The organism is Caballeronia sp. INML2 (assembly GCF_023631365.1).
Lineage (GTDB): Bacteria > Pseudomonadota > Gammaproteobacteria > Burkholderiales > Burkholderiaceae > Caballeronia > Caballeronia turbans.
Map to the genome: position 1 here is coordinate 1 of NZ_JALQDH010000030.1, position 15,905 is coordinate 15,905.

At 63.0% G+C, this 15,905-nt stretch carries 17 protein-coding genes; 4 read left to right on the forward strand and 13 right to left on the reverse strand.

Annotation, left to right across the window (positions count from 1 at the left end):
- Positions 1-97: 97 nt before the first annotated feature.
- The 5 genes from NCT32_RS11435 to edd all read right to left on the reverse strand — a co-directional run bounded on the left by NCT32_RS11435 (position 98) and on the right by edd (position 5,304).
- The gene (locus tag NCT32_RS11435; RefSeq protein ID WP_061121301.1) at positions 98-595 is read right to left on the reverse strand and encodes a gluconokinase; all 498 of its coding nucleotides are present in this window, start codon (positions 593-595) and stop codon (positions 98-100) included.
- A 10-nt stretch (positions 596-605) separates the two neighbouring features.
- On the reverse strand, positions 606-1,970 hold the full coding sequence (locus NCT32_RS11440; protein ID WP_061121302.1) for a GntP family permease: 1,365 nt from the start codon (positions 1,968-1,970) through the stop codon (positions 606-608).
- A gap of 111 nt (positions 1,971-2,081) precedes the next feature.
- Positions 2,082-2,378, reverse strand: coding sequence for a DUF2827 family protein (locus tag NCT32_RS11445; protein ID WP_250490307.1), 297 nt, complete (start codon positions 2,376-2,378; stop codon positions 2,082-2,084).
- A gap of 253 nt (positions 2,379-2,631) precedes the next feature.
- On the reverse strand, positions 2,632-3,264 hold the full coding sequence (gene eda, locus NCT32_RS11450) for a bifunctional 4-hydroxy-2-oxoglutarate aldolase/2-dehydro-3-deoxy-phosphogluconate aldolase (protein WP_061121303.1): 633 nt from the start codon (positions 3,262-3,264) through the stop codon (positions 2,632-2,634).
- Positions 3,265-3,351: 87 nt separating this feature from the next.
- Positions 3,352-5,304: a phosphogluconate dehydratase gene (gene edd, locus NCT32_RS11455; protein WP_250490308.1), complete on the reverse strand. Its 1,953-nt coding sequence runs from the start codon at positions 5,302-5,304 to the stop codon at positions 3,352-3,354.
- A gap of 287 nt (positions 5,305-5,591) precedes the next feature.
- Here edd and NCT32_RS11460 point away from each other — a divergent pair, with 287 nt between their 5' ends.
- The 4 genes from NCT32_RS11460 to NCT32_RS11470 all read left to right on the forward strand — a co-directional run bounded on the left by NCT32_RS11460 (position 5,592) and on the right by NCT32_RS11470 (position 7,666).
- A complete protein-coding gene (locus NCT32_RS11460) occupies positions 5,592-6,431 on the forward strand; it encodes a MurR/RpiR family transcriptional regulator (RefSeq protein ID WP_061121305.1) in 840 nt (279 codons plus the stop codon).
- A 175-nt stretch (positions 6,432-6,606) separates the two neighbouring features.
- Positions 6,607-7,002, forward strand: a complete 396-nt coding sequence (locus NCT32_RS37580) for a hypothetical protein (RefSeq protein WP_409241532.1) — start codon at positions 6,607-6,609, stop codon at positions 7,000-7,002.
- Positions 6,990-7,322 (forward strand): hypothetical protein, encoded by a 333-nt coding sequence (locus NCT32_RS37585; RefSeq protein ID WP_061121306.1) that lies wholly within the window; start codon positions 6,990-6,992, stop codon positions 7,320-7,322. Before NCT32_RS37580 ends, NCT32_RS37585 begins: the two co-directional genes overlap by 13 nt.
- Positions 7,313-7,666: a hypothetical protein gene (locus NCT32_RS11470; protein WP_250490309.1), complete on the forward strand. Its 354-nt coding sequence runs from the start codon at positions 7,313-7,315 to the stop codon at positions 7,664-7,666. Before NCT32_RS37585 ends, NCT32_RS11470 begins: the two co-directional genes overlap by 10 nt.
- On the opposite strand, the gene NCT32_RS11475 is transcribed toward NCT32_RS11470, so the two are convergent.
- The 8 genes from NCT32_RS11475 to dapB form a co-directional block, all read right to left on the reverse strand.
- On the reverse strand, positions 7,653-8,069 hold the full coding sequence (locus NCT32_RS11475) for a CopD family protein (RefSeq protein ID WP_061121308.1): 417 nt from the start codon (positions 8,067-8,069) through the stop codon (positions 7,653-7,655). The genes NCT32_RS11470 and NCT32_RS11475 overlap by 14 nt on opposite strands.
- 22 nt (positions 8,070-8,091) lie before the next feature.
- Entirely contained in the window at positions 8,092-9,363 is a 1,272-nt protein-coding gene (locus tag NCT32_RS11480; protein WP_250490310.1) for a glutamate-5-semialdehyde dehydrogenase, read from the reverse strand.
- Between the two features lie 108 nt (positions 9,364-9,471).
- Positions 9,472-10,563 carry a DNA polymerase III subunit delta gene (gene holA, locus NCT32_RS11485; protein ID WP_061121310.1) on the reverse strand — a complete coding sequence of 364 codons (1,092 nt, stop codon included), beginning with the start codon at positions 10,561-10,563 and terminating at the stop codon, positions 9,472-9,474.
- Between the two features lie 22 nt (positions 10,564-10,585).
- Positions 10,586-11,188: an LPS assembly lipoprotein LptE gene (gene lptE, locus NCT32_RS11490; RefSeq protein ID WP_250490311.1), complete on the reverse strand. Its 603-nt coding sequence runs from the start codon at positions 11,186-11,188 to the stop codon at positions 10,586-10,588.
- Positions 11,188-13,782: a leucine--tRNA ligase gene (gene leuS, locus NCT32_RS11495; protein ID WP_250477075.1), complete on the reverse strand. Its 2,595-nt coding sequence runs from the start codon at positions 13,780-13,782 to the stop codon at positions 11,188-11,190. Before leuS ends, lptE begins: the two co-directional genes overlap by 1 nt.
- A 190-nt stretch (positions 13,783-13,972) precedes the next feature.
- Positions 13,973-14,413 (reverse strand): biopolymer transporter ExbD, encoded by a 441-nt coding sequence (locus tag NCT32_RS11500; protein ID WP_250490312.1) that lies wholly within the window; start codon positions 14,411-14,413, stop codon positions 13,973-13,975.
- Positions 14,414-14,425: 12 nt separating this feature from the next.
- On the reverse strand, positions 14,426-15,091 hold the full coding sequence (locus NCT32_RS11505) for a MotA/TolQ/ExbB proton channel family protein (protein WP_061121314.1): 666 nt from the start codon (positions 15,089-15,091) through the stop codon (positions 14,426-14,428).
- A gap of 15 nt (positions 15,092-15,106) precedes the next feature.
- A complete protein-coding gene (gene dapB, locus NCT32_RS11510) occupies positions 15,107-15,904 on the reverse strand; it encodes a 4-hydroxy-tetrahydrodipicolinate reductase (protein ID WP_250490313.1) in 798 nt (265 codons plus the stop codon).
- Position 15,905 lies beyond the last annotated feature (1 nt).

A 15,905-nucleotide genomic window follows, 5' to 3' on the forward strand; every position in this document is an offset into this window, starting at 1 on the left:
GCTGAGTCCTGTAATGTACAGAACTCAGCCCTCACGGCCTTAGCCCAAACCTGTCCAACTTTGCGGGGTCAGTTCAAAACTTCCGGGGCTTTTTTTGTCATTTACGCGTCTTCAATTTTTCAAGCACGTTATCGACGATCTGCTCGGGCGTCAGCTCGATGCTTTCCGTGATCGCCTCCTCTTCGCCCGGTTCTTCCAGCGTGTCCAGCTGGCTCTGCAACAACGACGGATCGAAGAAGTGTCCAGTGCGCGAGCCCAGACGCTCGCGAAGCACTTCCATCGTGCCGTGCAGATAGACGAAGCACACGTCGCGGTCGCCGTCGCGCAGGATGTCGCGATACGAGCGTTTCAGCGACGAGCACGTAAAGACCGCCGTCTCGCCGGCGCGCTGCTTTTCCTCGATCGCGGCACGAATGGTCTTCAGCCACGGCCAGCGGTCCTCGTCGGTCAGAGGAATGCCTTTGTGCATCTTCTCCTTGTTCGCGGCGCTGTGGAACGCGTCGCCGTCGGTGAAGGTGCAGTGCAGCCGCTCCGCCAGCATTTCGCCGATCAGTGACTTGCCGGCGCCCGACACGCCCATCGCGATCAGAATCATCGAAGTCTCCTTACACGACCGTCGCAAGCGCGAAGGTCAAACCGAGTCCCATCAAGGAAATGATGGTTTCGAGCAGCGACCAGGTCTTGAACGTTTGTCCGACCGTCATCCCGAAATACTCTTTGATCAGCCAGAAGCCGCCATCGTTCACATGCGAGAAGATCAGCGAGCCCGAGCCGGTGGCGAGCACCAGCAATTCGGGGCTCGTATGCCCACCCGCCGCGGCCGCGATCGGCGCGACGATGCCGCAGGCAGTCGTCATCGCGACCGTTGCCGAGCCTGTCGCAAGACGAATCAGCGCAGCGACGAACCAGCCGAGCAAGAGCGGCGACAGGCTCGCCTGCGATGCCGTCGCGACGATTTGCTGGGAGATGCCGCTGTCGCGCAGAACCTGGCCGAAACCGCCACCGGCGCCGACGATCAGCGTAATGCCCGCGATTGGCGCAAGACATTCGCCGCAGAACTTCTGAATCTGGTCGCGGTTGAAGCCCTGCTTGGCGCCGAAGGTCCAAAAGCTGACCAGCACGGCGATCAGAAGCGCCATATCCGACTGGCCGATAAAGCGCAGCAAATCGTTCGGCAACGTCTTCGGCGCGAAGACCAGATCTGCCCAGCTTCCGATCAGCATCAGAATGACCGGCAGCAAGATGGTGAACAGCGTGATGCCGAAGCTCGGCAGATCGCGGTTTTTCTCGGTGTCACCATGCTTTTGAGTGAACTGGTCGGCGAGCGCGTTGGCATCCGGCAGCTTGATGTACTTGTGGATCATTAGCGCGAACAACGGACCCGCGACGATCGCCGTCGGCACGCCGACGAGCAGTCCGTAAGCTATCGTCTTGCCGATATCCGCGTGATAGGCCTGCACAGCAAGCAGCGCAGCCGGGTGCGGCGGAATCAGACCGTGCACGACCGAGAGGCCCGCGACCATGGGCAGGCCGATCAGCAGCAGCGATTTGCCAGTGCGTCTCGCGACGTTGAACGCGATCGGAATCAGCAGCACGAAGCCCACTTCGAAGAACACCGGCAAGCCGACGATGATCGCAACGACCATCATCGCCCAGTGGATGTTCTTTTCGCCGAACAGATTGATCAGCGTATTGGCGATGCGCTCGGCGCCGCCCGATTCGGCCATCATCTTGCCGAGCATCGTGCCAAGACCGACGACGACGGCAATGTGGCCGAGCGTGTTGCCGTTGCCGGTTTCGAACGACTTCACGATTTTGTCCATCGGCATGCCGACCGCAAGGGCCAGCAATACCGACACGATCATGAGAACGAGGAACGGGTAAACCTTGTAGCGGGCGATCATCAGGATCAGAACCGCGATTGCGATCACCGCGTAGAGCAGCAACATGCTCCCGTGGACGGCTGGCATAACGCCTCCTTGATTTTGGTGAGGTTTGCGCTATGTATGCGTTTGCCGTCGCTGCACTGCACACAGGGGCAATGTCCGGCAAGCGCACACAGGGCGCTGGGCACCGGAATTTTACTTGTAAGCGACGCGTTTGGCCGGGGAATTGCTGTTGAGGGAAACGTGAATAAGCCGCACGTTTTGCACGCTCGAAGCGCAGGCTAATTCAAACGCAAAAAAGCGACGTTCGATTGAGCCGCCCGTCACCACGTAGGGCGACTTCACGCGCGGCGAGCGCATCAGCACCGTAACGAGATATAGACAACTCTGGAAAATGCCGTTTTCGCAGAGCGATTGCTCCCAGTGCCGGATGTGGATCCAAACGCCGACGTTGATGCGCTCCGGCATGCGGGATTTGCTTTGTTTGTTCATACGCCGACCTCGTGCTTGCTTTCCTGGCAAAGAATGATCGACCGGTTTGCGAAAGCATCCAGGTTTGCCTGATTGAACAGATTCACTGCGCCGATGACGCGCTGCGCGCGGCCGCGGTAATCGCTTCGATCCAGGCATGCGCAAGCCGCCGTACAAGCAGGGGATGTGGAGTAAGGTCGCGCACGGAACGCACAAACAAAAAAAAGCGCGCACGACCGTTCACACGGTCGCGACGTTCCCTTTGATGCAAAGCTTATTTATGCGGCGCCAGCTCGCTCGCGGCACGTGCGAGACGCGTGACTTCTTCCCAATTCTGCGCGGCAAGCGCAGCCTTCGGCGTCAGCCAGGAACCGCCAACGCACACCACATTCGGCTGCGCCAGAAAATTGGACGCCGTTTCAGCCGTGATGCCGCCCGTCGGACAGAACTTCAGATTTGGGAACGGTCCATAGAACGCCTGCAGCATTGGAATGCCGCCCGCCTGTTGCGCCGGGAAAAACTTGACGATCTCGTAGCCCAGCTCCATCGCGGCGATGATGTCGCTCGGCGTCATGACACCCGGCAGCAGCGGCAACCCTGCGTCCTGCGCGGCCTTGTGCATGTCTTTCGTGAGTCCCGGCGACACGCCGAATTGCGCGCCCGCCTTTTTCGCTTGCGCGCAATGCTCGGGCTTCGTGATGGTGCCGACCCCGACGACGATATCGTCCGCCAATTGGCTGGCGCGCTCGATCGCGCCGATGCCCGCCGCCGTACGCAACGTGATCTCGAGCACTTTCACACCGCCCGCGTGCAGCGCGCGCGACACATGTTCACCTTGTTCCACAGAATCGAACGCAAGCACCGGAATCACCGGTCCCAGACGCACGATTTCGCTCACCGTTTTCATTGATGCAACTCCTGGTTTATGTGCGGCGCCATTTTGCCGACCGCAAGTTCTCGGGAAGTTCGGGCCGTTCGCCCGTCGTTACGATGTTCAATGATGCGTCGCGTGCGCCTTGTTCAGCGCCGATGCCGCGGCGCGCGCGTTGTCGTGAAGCGCATTTCTCTCATGCGACGACACCGCGTCTTTCGCCTGCCCGTCATGCGCGGCGTCCGCGCCAATCAGCGCGCCGAACACGGATGCGCCCTCTTCCGCCGGCAACGCCGCGCTACGGAATACGCCGAACAGTTCGCGTCCGAATCCTGCTTCGTTATCCGCCTGATACAGCGGCGCCTGGACTTCCCGCGAGGCCCACTCGTTCGCGTCGATCTCGATGTCCAGCACGCCAGCAGGCGCGTCGATCACGAGCGTGTCGCCGTTGCGCACCTTGCCGAGCGGACCCTGCAGCAGCGCTTCCGGTGAGACGTGAATGACCGCCGGCACCTTGCCCGATGCGCCCGACATGCGCCCGTCCGTAACCAGCGCGACATGGAAGCCTTGATCCTGCAACACGCCGAGCAACGGCGTCAAACGATGCAACTCGGGCATGCCGTTCGCCCGCGCCCCCTGAAAGCGCACCACGGCGACGAAATCGCGCTTCAACTCGCCTTTGTCGAACGCTTCCTGCACTTCCTCTTGCGAATTGAACACGATGGCCGGCGCCTTCACGACACGATGCTCCGGCGCGACCGCCGAAATCTTGATGACGCCGCGCCCGAGCTTGCCCTGCATCAGGCGCAGACCGCCGTCCGGCTGGAACGGCTCGCCGATGCCGCGCAGCACCTTGGTGTCGTGACTTTCCTGCGCGCCGTCGACCCAATGCAGCTTGCCGTCGATGAGCTTCGGCTCCTTCGTATAGTGCGAAAGTCCCTTGCCCGCGACCGTCTGCACGTCCTCATGCAGCAGTCCGCCTTCGAGCAGATTGCGCACGAGGAACGCGACGCCGCCCGCCGCGTGGAAGTGATTCACGTCGGCCTTGCCGTTCGGATAGATCTTCGCGAGCAGCGGCACTACTTGCGACAACTCGTCGAAATCGTTCCAGTCGATCACGATGCCCGCCGCCCGCGCGATCGCCACGAGATGCAGCGTGTGATTGGTCGAGCCGCCCGTTGCCAGCAGCGCGACGATGCCGTTCACGATTGCCTTTTCGTCGACGACATGGCCGATCGGCGTGTAATTGCCCCGCTCGAGCGTGATATCGAGCACGCGACGCGCGGCTTCCGCCGTGAGCGCGTCGCGCAGAGGCGTGTGCGGATGCACGAACGCCGCGCTCGGCAGATGCAAGCCCATCACTTCCATTAGCATCTGGTTGCTGTTGGCCGTGCCGTAGAACGTGCAGGTGCCGTGGCCGTGATACGCCGCCGACTCCGCTTCCAGCAACGCGGCGCGGTCGCATTTGCCAGTGGCGAATTCCTGCCGCACCTTGGCCTTATCGTCGTTGGTGAGACCGCTCGTCATCGGGCCGGCGGGCACGAAAATGGTCGGCAAATGACCGAACTGCAAGGCGCCGATTGCAAGTCCCGGCACGATCTTGTCGCAGACGCCGAGGCACAGTGCCGCGTCGAACATGTTGTGCGTGAGCGCGACGGCCGTGCTCATCGCGATGACTTCCCGCGAAAAGAGCGACAGTTCCATGCCGGCGTTGCCTTGCGTAATGCCGTCACACATGGCGGGCACGCCGCCCGCGAATTGCGCAATGCCGCCATGCTCGCGCGCGGCCTGCTTGATGATGTCCGGGAAGCTCTTGTAGGGCGCGTGCGCGGAAAGCATCTCGTTATAAGACGAGACGATGCCGATGTTCGGCTGGCGAATCGACTTGATCGCAATCTTCTCCTCACCTTCGAGGCCGGCGAAACCGTGCGCCAGGTTCGCGCAGGACAGCGCGCCACGCGCCGGGAACAGGCCGTGTGCGGCGTCGATGCGCGCAAGGTACGCCGCGCGCGTCGGCTTGCTGCGCTCGATGATGCGATCGGTGACTTTTTTGAGTTGCGAATGCAGGGAAACCATCGAAGCTCCTTCGTCTCACTCCCGGCGCGCCCGCCGTTGAGGTTGGATTGATCATTGCGGGAGCGGCGTTTGGACTTGTCGTGTAGCCGCGTTTCGAATACTAGTAGAAAAACTACATCTAGACAATGACAAAATAGCGCAGACTTTCGTCTGCAAACGAGCCAAGCGCCTTCCCGTTCAATGCCTCAGGGATTTCCCCGGCATTCGACTCCGCATTTATGTAGTATTTGTACAAGCTCCTAATCGGCTATAGTCCCAAGCAATTTTCAGCATAGGCGAGATTTCCGATGTTGCTGTCCCAAGTCGAAGCAAAGCGCGAGCAACTGCGGCCATCCGAGCGCAAGTTGGCCGACTACGTGCTCGAAGCGCCGCGCGAGGTGCTCGATCTGTCGATGACCGACTTCGCGAAGCGCGCCGGTGTCAGCCAGCCGACCATCGCACGGTTTTGCCAGGCGCTCGGCTTTTCGGGCTTCCGGGAGTTCAAGATCCGCCTCGCACAAAGCGTAGCAGCGGACGTTCCCACGGTTTATCGCGACGTGCGCACGGACGAACCGCCCGCGGGCGTCGCCGCCAAGGTGCTCGACCGGACCATCGGCGCGCTGATCGGCGTGCGCAATACGCTGTCTTCAGACAGCGTCGCGGCGGCCATCGCGATTCTCGCCGCAGCGCGTCGTATCGAGTTCTACGGCGCGGGAGGATCGGGCATTGCCGCGCTCGATATGCAGCACAAATTTTTTCGATTAGGCGTACCGTCTGTCGCATACTCCGACCCGCATACGTACACCACTTCCGCAGCGCTGCTCGGCGCGGGCGATGTCGTCGTCGCGATTTCCAACACCGGGCGCACGAGAGACATTCTCGACGCGTGCAAATCGGCGTTAAACGGCGGCGCCAAGGTCATTGCGATCACGCATGGCCATTCGCCGCTCGCGCGCATGGCCACGGTCGGATTGTTCGCGAACGTCAACGAAGACACCGACATTTTTTCGCCAATGACATCGCGCGTGTCACATCTCGCGATCGGCGACATCCTTGCGGTCGGACTCGCGCTGGCTCGCGGGCCAGCGCTTGCGGACAAGCTTGCTCAAGCGAAGGACGTGCTCGAAGGGCGGCGGGTGGGCACGTAGGCAGCGAAGGCTGCGTCGCCCTCCAAAGAGCGGCGAACGTTCGCCTACGCTGTTTATCACTCACTCCCTCACCGGGAGCACCCATGAGCAGTTCCTTTTCCGTCGAGCATTTCGAATCCTGCGTCTACGGCGAGAAGCCGGATGAAGCCATTGCGCAGCTTCCGAACTCCACGCGTTGCTCACCGAAAGACCATTCGTCGACCTGCTGACTTTAATGGCGCCTTCGGATGCATGTCCACGTCCCGGCATAAACCGGTCGCTCGACAGTTTTGCGAGTCGCACGGCGACAGCCATCATTGCGCTCGTCGGGCACACCAGGTTCACTCTCACCGATGAGCGGTTCTCGCAACTGGCGGGCTCCCGTTCGCTAATCCAGCATTTGCTCGGCGCCGCGGTTCAGAAGAACGCCGATTATGTCGCCCGCCGGTTCCTTCCCGTCATTGCAGACGATGGAACGGTTCAATTGCCGGTTCGGATTCGACAAGACGGCTCAGGATTCCATGCAACGCGGAATCGCGCCTGCCGCTGGATTATTTTGCGTGCATTCGCGCGGATGCCGTGCCCGCGCTGAATCTTGCCATTGCGAACGCCGGTGAAATATCTTCCGGCAGTGCCGACGCGCATCGCAATCGCGAAGCGCTCCCCGACTGGCTCGACAAGGCGCTTGGCGATCAGAGCGATCTCCCCGACATCGAAACAAGTCAATTGTTCGCGTTGTACATGCATTGCACCCATGCCGAAATGGAGCATCGGCACGCGATCAAACGAAGCATCAACAAACTCGTGCGCAGGACGCTCGCGAGCACGGTAGTGACCGATCCAAACCCGGAGCTGACCGCTCAACGACGCGCTGGACGCCCACGCTCCCTCACGCTCGTCACATGCTCCTGAGCCCGTTCCCCTTCGGCAATACGAACGGTATCGTGGATGCGTTCACGGTCGGGTTGCCGGGCATCTGCAAGACCGGTCGGGAGGTGTTCGAGCGGATCGACGGCGCCATGTTCATGCGCACCTATATGCCCGGCTGGATGGTCGCGGATACGGTCGAGGAATACGTCGAAGCGGCGGTCAGGCTCGCGAACAATCACGAAGAACGAGAATCGCTGCGCAGCTACATGCTCGAAAAGAACGTGGTGCAGCGATTCTTCGAAGGGCGTCCGGAAGTCTTCGGCGAAATGGTGCTCGATCTGGTGAACAAGCAAAAAGCCGGGCACGCGTCCGTCAGAACGGCTTGATCACCACGAGCAAGGTCGCGCCGAGCAGCCCAAGCACCGGCAGTTCGTTGAACATTCGATACCACTTGTCCGAGCGCCTGTTTTCGCCGCGTTGAAACGTGTGCAGCAGGCGCCCGCAATACGCGTGATAGGCGATGAGCAGAACGACGATCGTCAGCTTCGCGTGCAGCCAGCCCTGTCCCGCGCCGATCCCGACGACGAGCCACAGCCACAGCCCGCACGCGAGCGCCGGCACCGCGATGAACGTCATGAACCGAAACAGCTTGCGCGCCATCAGCAACAGACGCGCGCTCGCGGCAGGATCCGTTTCCATCGCGAGGTTCACGAAAATGCGCGGCAGATAGAAAAGCCCCGCGAACCACGAAGCGACCAGCACGATATGCAGCGATTTGATCCAGAGCATCGTTCTTCTTGTTCGAGCCTGCTTATTGACGGACTTCGCCGCGGCCGAGCACCACGTACTTGAGCGATGTCAGCCCTTCGAGCCCGACAGGACCGCGCGCATGCAGCTTGTCGTTCGAAATGCCGATTTCCGCGCCGAGGCCGAATTCGAAGCCATCGGCGAAGCGTGTGGACGCGTTCACCATCACGCTCGCCGAATCCACTTCGCGCAGGAAACGCATCGCGCGGTCGTGATCTTCGGTGACGATCGCGTCGGTGTGATGCGAGCCGTAGGTGTTGATGTGGTCGATGGCTTCATCGAGCCCGTCGACGATCTTGATCGCCAGCACCGGCGCGAGATATTCCGTGCTCCAGTCTTCGTCGGTCGCATCGACGAGGCCGCCGATCTTCGCCGCTTCGAGCACGGCGCGCGCTTGCCCGTCCACGCGCAGTTCGACTTCTTTCGCCTGATACGCGCGCGCGAGTTGCGGCAAGGCCTGCTGAGCGATGCCGCGCGCGACGAGCAGCGTTTCCATCGTGTTGCAGGTGCCGTAACGATGTGTCTTCGCGTTGTCGCAAATGACTGCCGCCTTGTCGAGATCCGCGCGATCGTCCACATACACATGGCAGATGCCGTCGAGGTGCTTGATCATCGGCACGCGCGATTCTTCCATCAACCGCGCAATCAGGCTCTTGCCGCCGCGCGGCACGATCACGTCGACGAATTCGGTCATCGTGATGAGCTTGCCGACCGCCGCGCGATCCGCCGTTTCGACGACCTGCACCGCGTCCTGCGGCAAGCCCGCTGCTTCCAGCCCGACGCCAATCAGCTTCGCGAGCGCCGTGTTGCATTCGAGCGCCTCGGAGCCGCCGCGCAAAATGGTGGCGTTGCCGGACTTGAGGCACAGCGCGGCGGCGTCGATCGTGACGTTCGGCCGCGACTCGTAGATGATGCCGATCACGCCGAGCGGCACGCGCATCTGGCCGACCTGGATGCCGCTCGGACGAAACTTCAGCCCGCTGATTTCGCCGATCGGATCGGCCAGCGCGGCGACCTGGCGCAAGCCTTCGACCATCGTGTTGATCGCCTTGTCGGAAAGCGTCAGGCGGTCGATGAACGCCGCATCGTAGCCCTTCTCCCGCGCCCGCACGAGGTCGCGCGCGTTCGCTTCCTTGAGCGCATCGCGCTCGCGTTCGATGGCGTCCGCCACGGCGTTGAGCGCCGCATTTTTCGCCGCCGTCGACGCCCGCGCCATTGCGCGCGACGCCGTGCGGGCGCGGCGGCCGAGGTCGGTCATGTATTGATCGATGTTCATCGTGGGTCTCTTCCGTGATCCGCTTTCTCGAGCGCTTCCAAGGCCGAAGCGTCAGTGCCTTCATTCTAAGCCGTTGCACAAATTGCAACAGCGTGTGACCGATGCGTCCTAGCGGCGCGGTCGTGGGGCTGGCGTAGCCTGCGCCGGCGTGCCGCCGTGCGCGACCGCCATCGCGAGTTCGAACATGCCGGCCCACGGATCTGGCGGTGGCTCGCTGCCGCGCGCTCCCGTGCCTCCGGAAAGCCCTTTCACCTGCCGATCCAGCCGCGCCGCGAGCGACAGCGCCTTTTCCAGCGCGTCGTCCGTCACGCGCGAGAGCGCCGGGCCGATGAGCCTTTCGCGCGGCCCCCAGACGCGGTTCTCGCGCATGAGCGTGGCGAGCGGCTTGCCCGCCGCGACGCCGCGCTTGATGCGCAACAGCGTGCGCACTTCCTCGACGAGCGCCCAGAGCACGAGCACGGCGGCTTCGCCTTCGCCCTTCAGTCCGTCGAGCATGCGCGCGAGACGGCCGACATCGCCCGTCAGCATCGCTTCGTTGAGCTTGAACACGTCGTAGCGCGCGACGTTCAGCACAGCGTCGTGGATCTGCTCGAACGTGAGCACGCCCTCGGGATAGAGCAGCCCGAGCTTCTGGATTTCCTGATGCGCGGCGAGCAGATTGCCTTCCACCCGTTCCGCGATGAACGACAGCGCGCGCCGCCCTTCCTCGCCCGGTGCGACGCGCTGCCCTTGCTGCGCGAGCCGCTGGCCGACCCACATCGGCAATTGCGCGCGTTCGACCGGATCGATCTTCAGCGCGACGCCCGCGCCGAGCAACGCTGTGAACCAGCCCGACTTCTGCGTCGCGCTGTCGAGGCGCGGCAGCGTAACGAGCGTCACGACGTCGGGATTATCGGCGCCGGCGATCGCCTTCAGCGCTTCCGCGCCTTCCTTGCCGGGCTTGCCGGTCGGAATGCGCAGTTCGATCAGTTGACGGTCGCCGAAGAGCGACATCGACTGGGTTGCGCCGATGAGCGCGCTCCAGTCGAAACCGCGCTCGACAGTGAATACCGTGCGGTCGGTGAAGCCGCCCGCGCGCGCGGTGGCCCGGATGCGGTCGCACGCTTCCTGGGCGAGCAGATGCTCGTCGCCGTACACGACGTACAGCCCCTTCAGGCCTTTCGCGAGGTGCGCTTCGAGCGCGTCGAGCTTCAGTTGCATGATGCTGGCGAGCGTCCGCGTTTCAGAGCGGCGGCACCGGCAGCGGCGCGCGCGGCGCGACGCCCGGTGTCTGCTCGCCCGGCGCCGGATGCAGCGAACGCACTGTCGCGAGACGACGGGTCAACTGGTCCACGGCGTCGTTGCGCATGTCGTTGTAAAGCAGCGTGGATTCCTGGCTTTTCGCAAGCGTGTATTGATCGCTATAGGTCATCGAACGATTCAATATGATTGCGCTCGGCGGAATCAGCAGCGTGCCATCCGCGCCCATCAGCGAATAGTTCACGTTGTAGACAAGCTCGTATTCCTGCACAACACCCTGCGCATTCAAGCTCAGCGTGCGCAACCCCTGACCCTCGGACAAATTGAGCGTCGCGTCGGGCTTCTCGTAAGGCTTGACGATCACCGTGTCGCTGCCACCCTGAACCATGCGCTCGAGGCGCGCGACCATCTGCGGCGTGCCGCCTGTGATCGCGAGCCGCTTGAACGCATAGTCCTGCTGGCCGCGCAGTTGGAAGCCGCATGCGGTCAGCGCGGCCGCGCCGCCCACGAGCGCGAGGAACGAACGCCTGCTTACGCCTTTCTCGACGGCTTTCCGGGTCACATCGACTCCCTTGGTTTTGCGCATCAGACGACCACGTTGACGAGACGCCCCGGCACCACGATCACCTTCTTCGGCGCGCGGCCTTCCGAGAACTTCGCGAACATTTCGTGCGCGATCGCGGCCTTTTCGATGGCTTCACGCGATGCATCCTTCGCGACCGTCAACGCGCCGCGCACCTTGCCGTTCACTTGCAGCACGAGCTCGATTTCGGATTGCTCGAGCGCGGCTTCGTCGACCTTCGGCCAGGGCGCATCGAGCAGCGGGCCGAATTCCTTCTCGTAGCCGAGCTCCGACCACAACTGGAACGTGACGTGCGGCACGACCGGATACAGCACGCGCAAGAGCACGCCGAAGGTTTCGTTCAGCACGCCGACGCCCGCGTTCTTCGCGCCTTCGACCGCGTTGAGCATTTTCATCGCCGCGGAAACCACCGTGTTGTACTGCAGGCGGCCGTAGTCGAAATCGGCCTGCTTGAGCACGGTGTAGATTTCACGGCGCAGCGTTTTGTCCGCGTCGCGGAGCGTCGATGCGTCGAGCTTCGCGTGCTGGCGCAGCGCCTCGGCGTTGTCGTGAGCGAAATGCCACACGCGGCGCAGGAAGCGGCTCGCGCCTTCCACGCCCGCGCCCGACCATTCGAGCGACTGCTCCGGCGGCGCCGCGAACATCACGAAGAGGCGCGCGGTGTCCGCGCCGTACTGATCGATCAGCGTCTGCGGATCGACGCCGTTGTTCTTCGACTTCGACATCTTCTCGACGCCGCCGAGCACGACCGGCTGACCGTCAGCGTTCAGCGTCGCGCCGGTCGGACGGCCCTTGTCATCGTGTTCGACGGTGACTTCGAGCGGGTTGTACCAGGTCTTCTTGCCGGCCGCGTCTTCGCGATAGAACGTCTCGTTCAGCACCATGCCCTGCGTGAGCAGGTTCTTCGCGGGCTCGCCGAACTTGATGAGGCCCATGTCGCGCATGACCTTCGTCCAGAAACGCGAATACAGCAGGTGAAGAATCGCGTGCTCGATGCCGCCGATGTACTGGTCCATCGGCATCCAGTAGTCGGTGCGCTCGTCGACCATCGTCTGAGCGTCCGGCGCGCTGTAGCGCGAGAAGTACCAGGACGAATCGACGAAGGTGTCCATCGTGTCGGTTTCACGCTTCGCCGCCGCGCCGCACTTCGGGCACGTGCAGTTCAGGAAGGCTTCCGACTTCGCGAGCGGATTGCCCGAGCCGTCCGGCACGAGGTCTTCCGGCAGCACGACGGGCAGATCTTTTTCCGGCACCGGCACGTCGCCGCAGCTCGGACAGTGGATGATCGGAATCGGCGTGCCCCAGTAGCGCTGGCGCGAGATGCCCCAGTCGCGCAGACGCCAGGTGATCTGCTTGTCGCCGAGGTCCTTCGCCTTGAGGTCGGCGGCGATCGCGTCGATCGCTTCCTCGGTCGTCATGCCGTCGTACTTGCCGCTGTTGATGAGACGGCCCGCGGTCTTGTCGCCGTACCACTCTTGCCATGCGTCGGTCGAATAGGTCTTGCCAGCGACTTCGATCACCTGATTGATGGGCAGGCCGTACTTCTTCGCAAACGCGAAATCGCGTTCATCATGCGCGGGCACACCCATCACCGCGCCTTCGCCGTAGGACATCAGCACGTAATTGCCGATCCACACTTCGACCTGCGCGCCCGTCAACGGATGCGTGACGAAGAAGCCAGTGGGCACGCCCTTCTTTTCCATCGTGGCGACATCGGCTTCCGCGACGCCGCCGCGCTTGCATTCGTCGATGAACGCCTGCAAGTCCGCATTGTCGCGCGCGAGGCGCGTGGCGAGCGGGTGCTCCGCCGCGACCGCCGCGAAGGTGACGCCCATGATGGTGTCGGCGCGCGTGGTGAAGACGCGCAGCAGCTTCGCTTCGCCGTCGATTTCATACGGGAAGCCGAAATTCACGCCGAAGCTCTTGCCGATCCAGTTCTGCTGCATGATCTTGACGCGCTCGGGCCAGCCGAGGCCGTCGAGATCGTCGAGCAGTTGATCCGCGTAATCGGTGATGCGCAGGTAGTACATCGGGATTTCGCGCTTTTCGACGAGCGCGCCCGAGCGCCAGCCGCGCCCGTCGATGACCTGCTCGTTCGCGAGCACGGTCTGATCGACCGGATCCCAGTTCACCGTGCCGGTCTTCTTGTACGCGATGCCCTTTTCCAGCATCTTCAGGAACAGCCACTGATTCCACTTGTAGTAATCCGGCGAGCACGTGGCGACTTCGCGCGACCAGTCGATGGCGAGGCCCATCGACTGCATTTGCTTCTTCATGTACGCGATGTTCTCGTACGTCCACTTCGCCGGCGGCACGTTGTTCGCCATCGCCGCGTTCTCGGCGGGCATGCCGAACGCGTCCCAGCCCATCGGCATTAATGTGTTGTGACCGTTCATGCGCAGATAACGGTACATCACGTCGTTGATGGTGTAGTTGCGCACGTGCCCCATGTGCAGCTTGCCCGACGGATACGGCAGCATCGAGACGCAATAGAACTTGGGCTTGGCCGACGTCTCGGTCGTCCGGTAGACGTCGTTCGCGCGCCAGTTGCTCTGCGCGGCGGATTCGACGTCGGCGGGTACGTATTTATCGTGCATGGTGTGGTTGGCTTTCGGCAAATGCTGGGAACGGACTTTGAACCAGCCGCTACCGATATGAGCGACGAGTCCAGGCGCTGCGGCATCGCTGACACGGCGCGGCGTCGGAATTCGGGCCTGCTGGCTTCTGCAAGGCCCGCCGAACGGGGAAATGGCGATTATACCGTTCGATGCGCGGCAACTCGCGCGCTTATCTCGCGGGCGCCGGTGCCTGCGGCCGCCCCGGCTGCGTGACGAAGCCGATGCGTTCCAGCCCCGCCTGCTGCGCCGCGCCCATCACCTGCGCGATGACGTCGTAGCGCGTCGCACTCGAGGCCCGCAAATGCAGTTCGGGTTTCTGCGCCGCCTTGCCTGCATCGGCGAAGCGCGCGCGCATCTGCTCGAAACTGACCGGCGTGTCGTTCCAGAAGAGCTTGCCGGCGTCGTCGATGGAAAGCGTGTTGGTTTGCGGCGTCTCGCGCGCGGGCTGCGACGCGACTTTCGGCAGATCCAGCCGGATCGCGTGCGTGAAAAGCGGCGCCGTGATGATGAAGATGACCAGCAAGACGAGCATGACGTCGATGAGCGGCGTCATGTTGATGTCCGACATGGGCGCGCCGTTGGATTTCTTGTCGAGTCCGCCGAAGGCCATCGCCGCGCGCTCCTATTCGGTCGGACCGCAGACGAAGGCGTGCAGATCGTGCGCGAAGCCGTCGAGCTCCTCGGAAATCTGCCGCACGTAGCGGCCGAGCACGTTGTACGCGAGCACGGCGGGAATCGCGACGACCAGCCCGAACGCCGTCATGATGAGCGCTTCGCCGACCGGCCCGGCGACGTTTTCGATCATCGCCTGCCCGCTCGACGCGATGCTGACCAGCGCGTGATAAATGCCCCACACGGTGCCGAGCAGGCCGACGAACGGTGCCGTGCTGCCCACCGATGCGAGCAGAACCTGGCCGAATTCGAGTCGGCGTTGGGAGCGGAGCAACGCATGACGCAGCGCGCGCAGGACGCGTTCACTGCGCTCCACGCGGGCGAGCAGCGCGCCCGGCATTTCAGCTTCAGATGCACGCCACGCTGCTTCGGCGAGCGGCAGAAACACGCGCTCGCGATCGACGCGCTGCAATGCGCCGATCCCGTCTTTCAGACTCGGTGCCTGCCAGAAGTGTTGCAGCGCACGCGGCCCCTGCCATTTGGCACGCGCGAGAATCCACGCCTTCACGAGCAGGAAGCACCAGCTCGCGAGCGACATCGCGAGCAGCAAGCCCGCGACCGCGTGCGTCACGGCATCGCCGGATTGCAGATAGTGGATAACGCCCGTTGCCGCCATTGTCACGAAGATGAATCAGCGCAGGCCGAGAACGTCCTGCATGTCGAAGAAGCCCTTTTCGTGCCCTTGCAGAAAGTGCGCGGCGCGCAGCGCGCCTTGCGCATAGGACAGACGGCTCGCCGACTTGTGGGTGATCTCGACGCGCTCGCCGATGCCCGCGAAGAGCACCGTGTGATCGCCGACGATATCGCCGCCGCGAATCGCGGAAAAGCCGATGGTAGACGGATCGCGCTCGCCCGTCACGCCTTCGCGCGCGTACACGGCACAGTCCTTCAGATCGCGGCCGAGCGCGTGGGCGATCACCTCGCCCATGGCGAGCGCGGTGCCCGACGGCGCGTCGACCTTGTGCCGGTGATGCGCCTCGATGACTTCGATGTCGTAACCCTGGGCGAAATGCTTCGCGGCGAAATCGAGCAGCTTCAGCGTGACGTTCACGCCCACACTCATGTTCGGCGCGAACACGACGGCGATCTTCTCGCCCGCCTGCTTGAGCTGCGCCTTCTGCTCGTCCGAGAAACCCGTCGTGCCGATGATCATCTTCACGTTGTGGCGCAGCGCGGCTTCGAGGTGCGCCATCGTGCCTTCGGGGCGCGTGAAGTCGATCAGGTAGTCAGCGTCGGCGAACACGCGCTCGATGTCATCGGTCAGTAGAACGCCGGTGGTTTTGCCGAGGAATGCGCCCGCGTCCTGCCCGAGCTGCGGCACGCCGGGCCGGTCGAGCGCGCCGACGAGTTGCGCGTCCGAATCGTTGAGAACGGTTTCGATCAGCATCCGGCCCATGCGGCCCGATGCGCCGGCGATGGCGATCTTCATG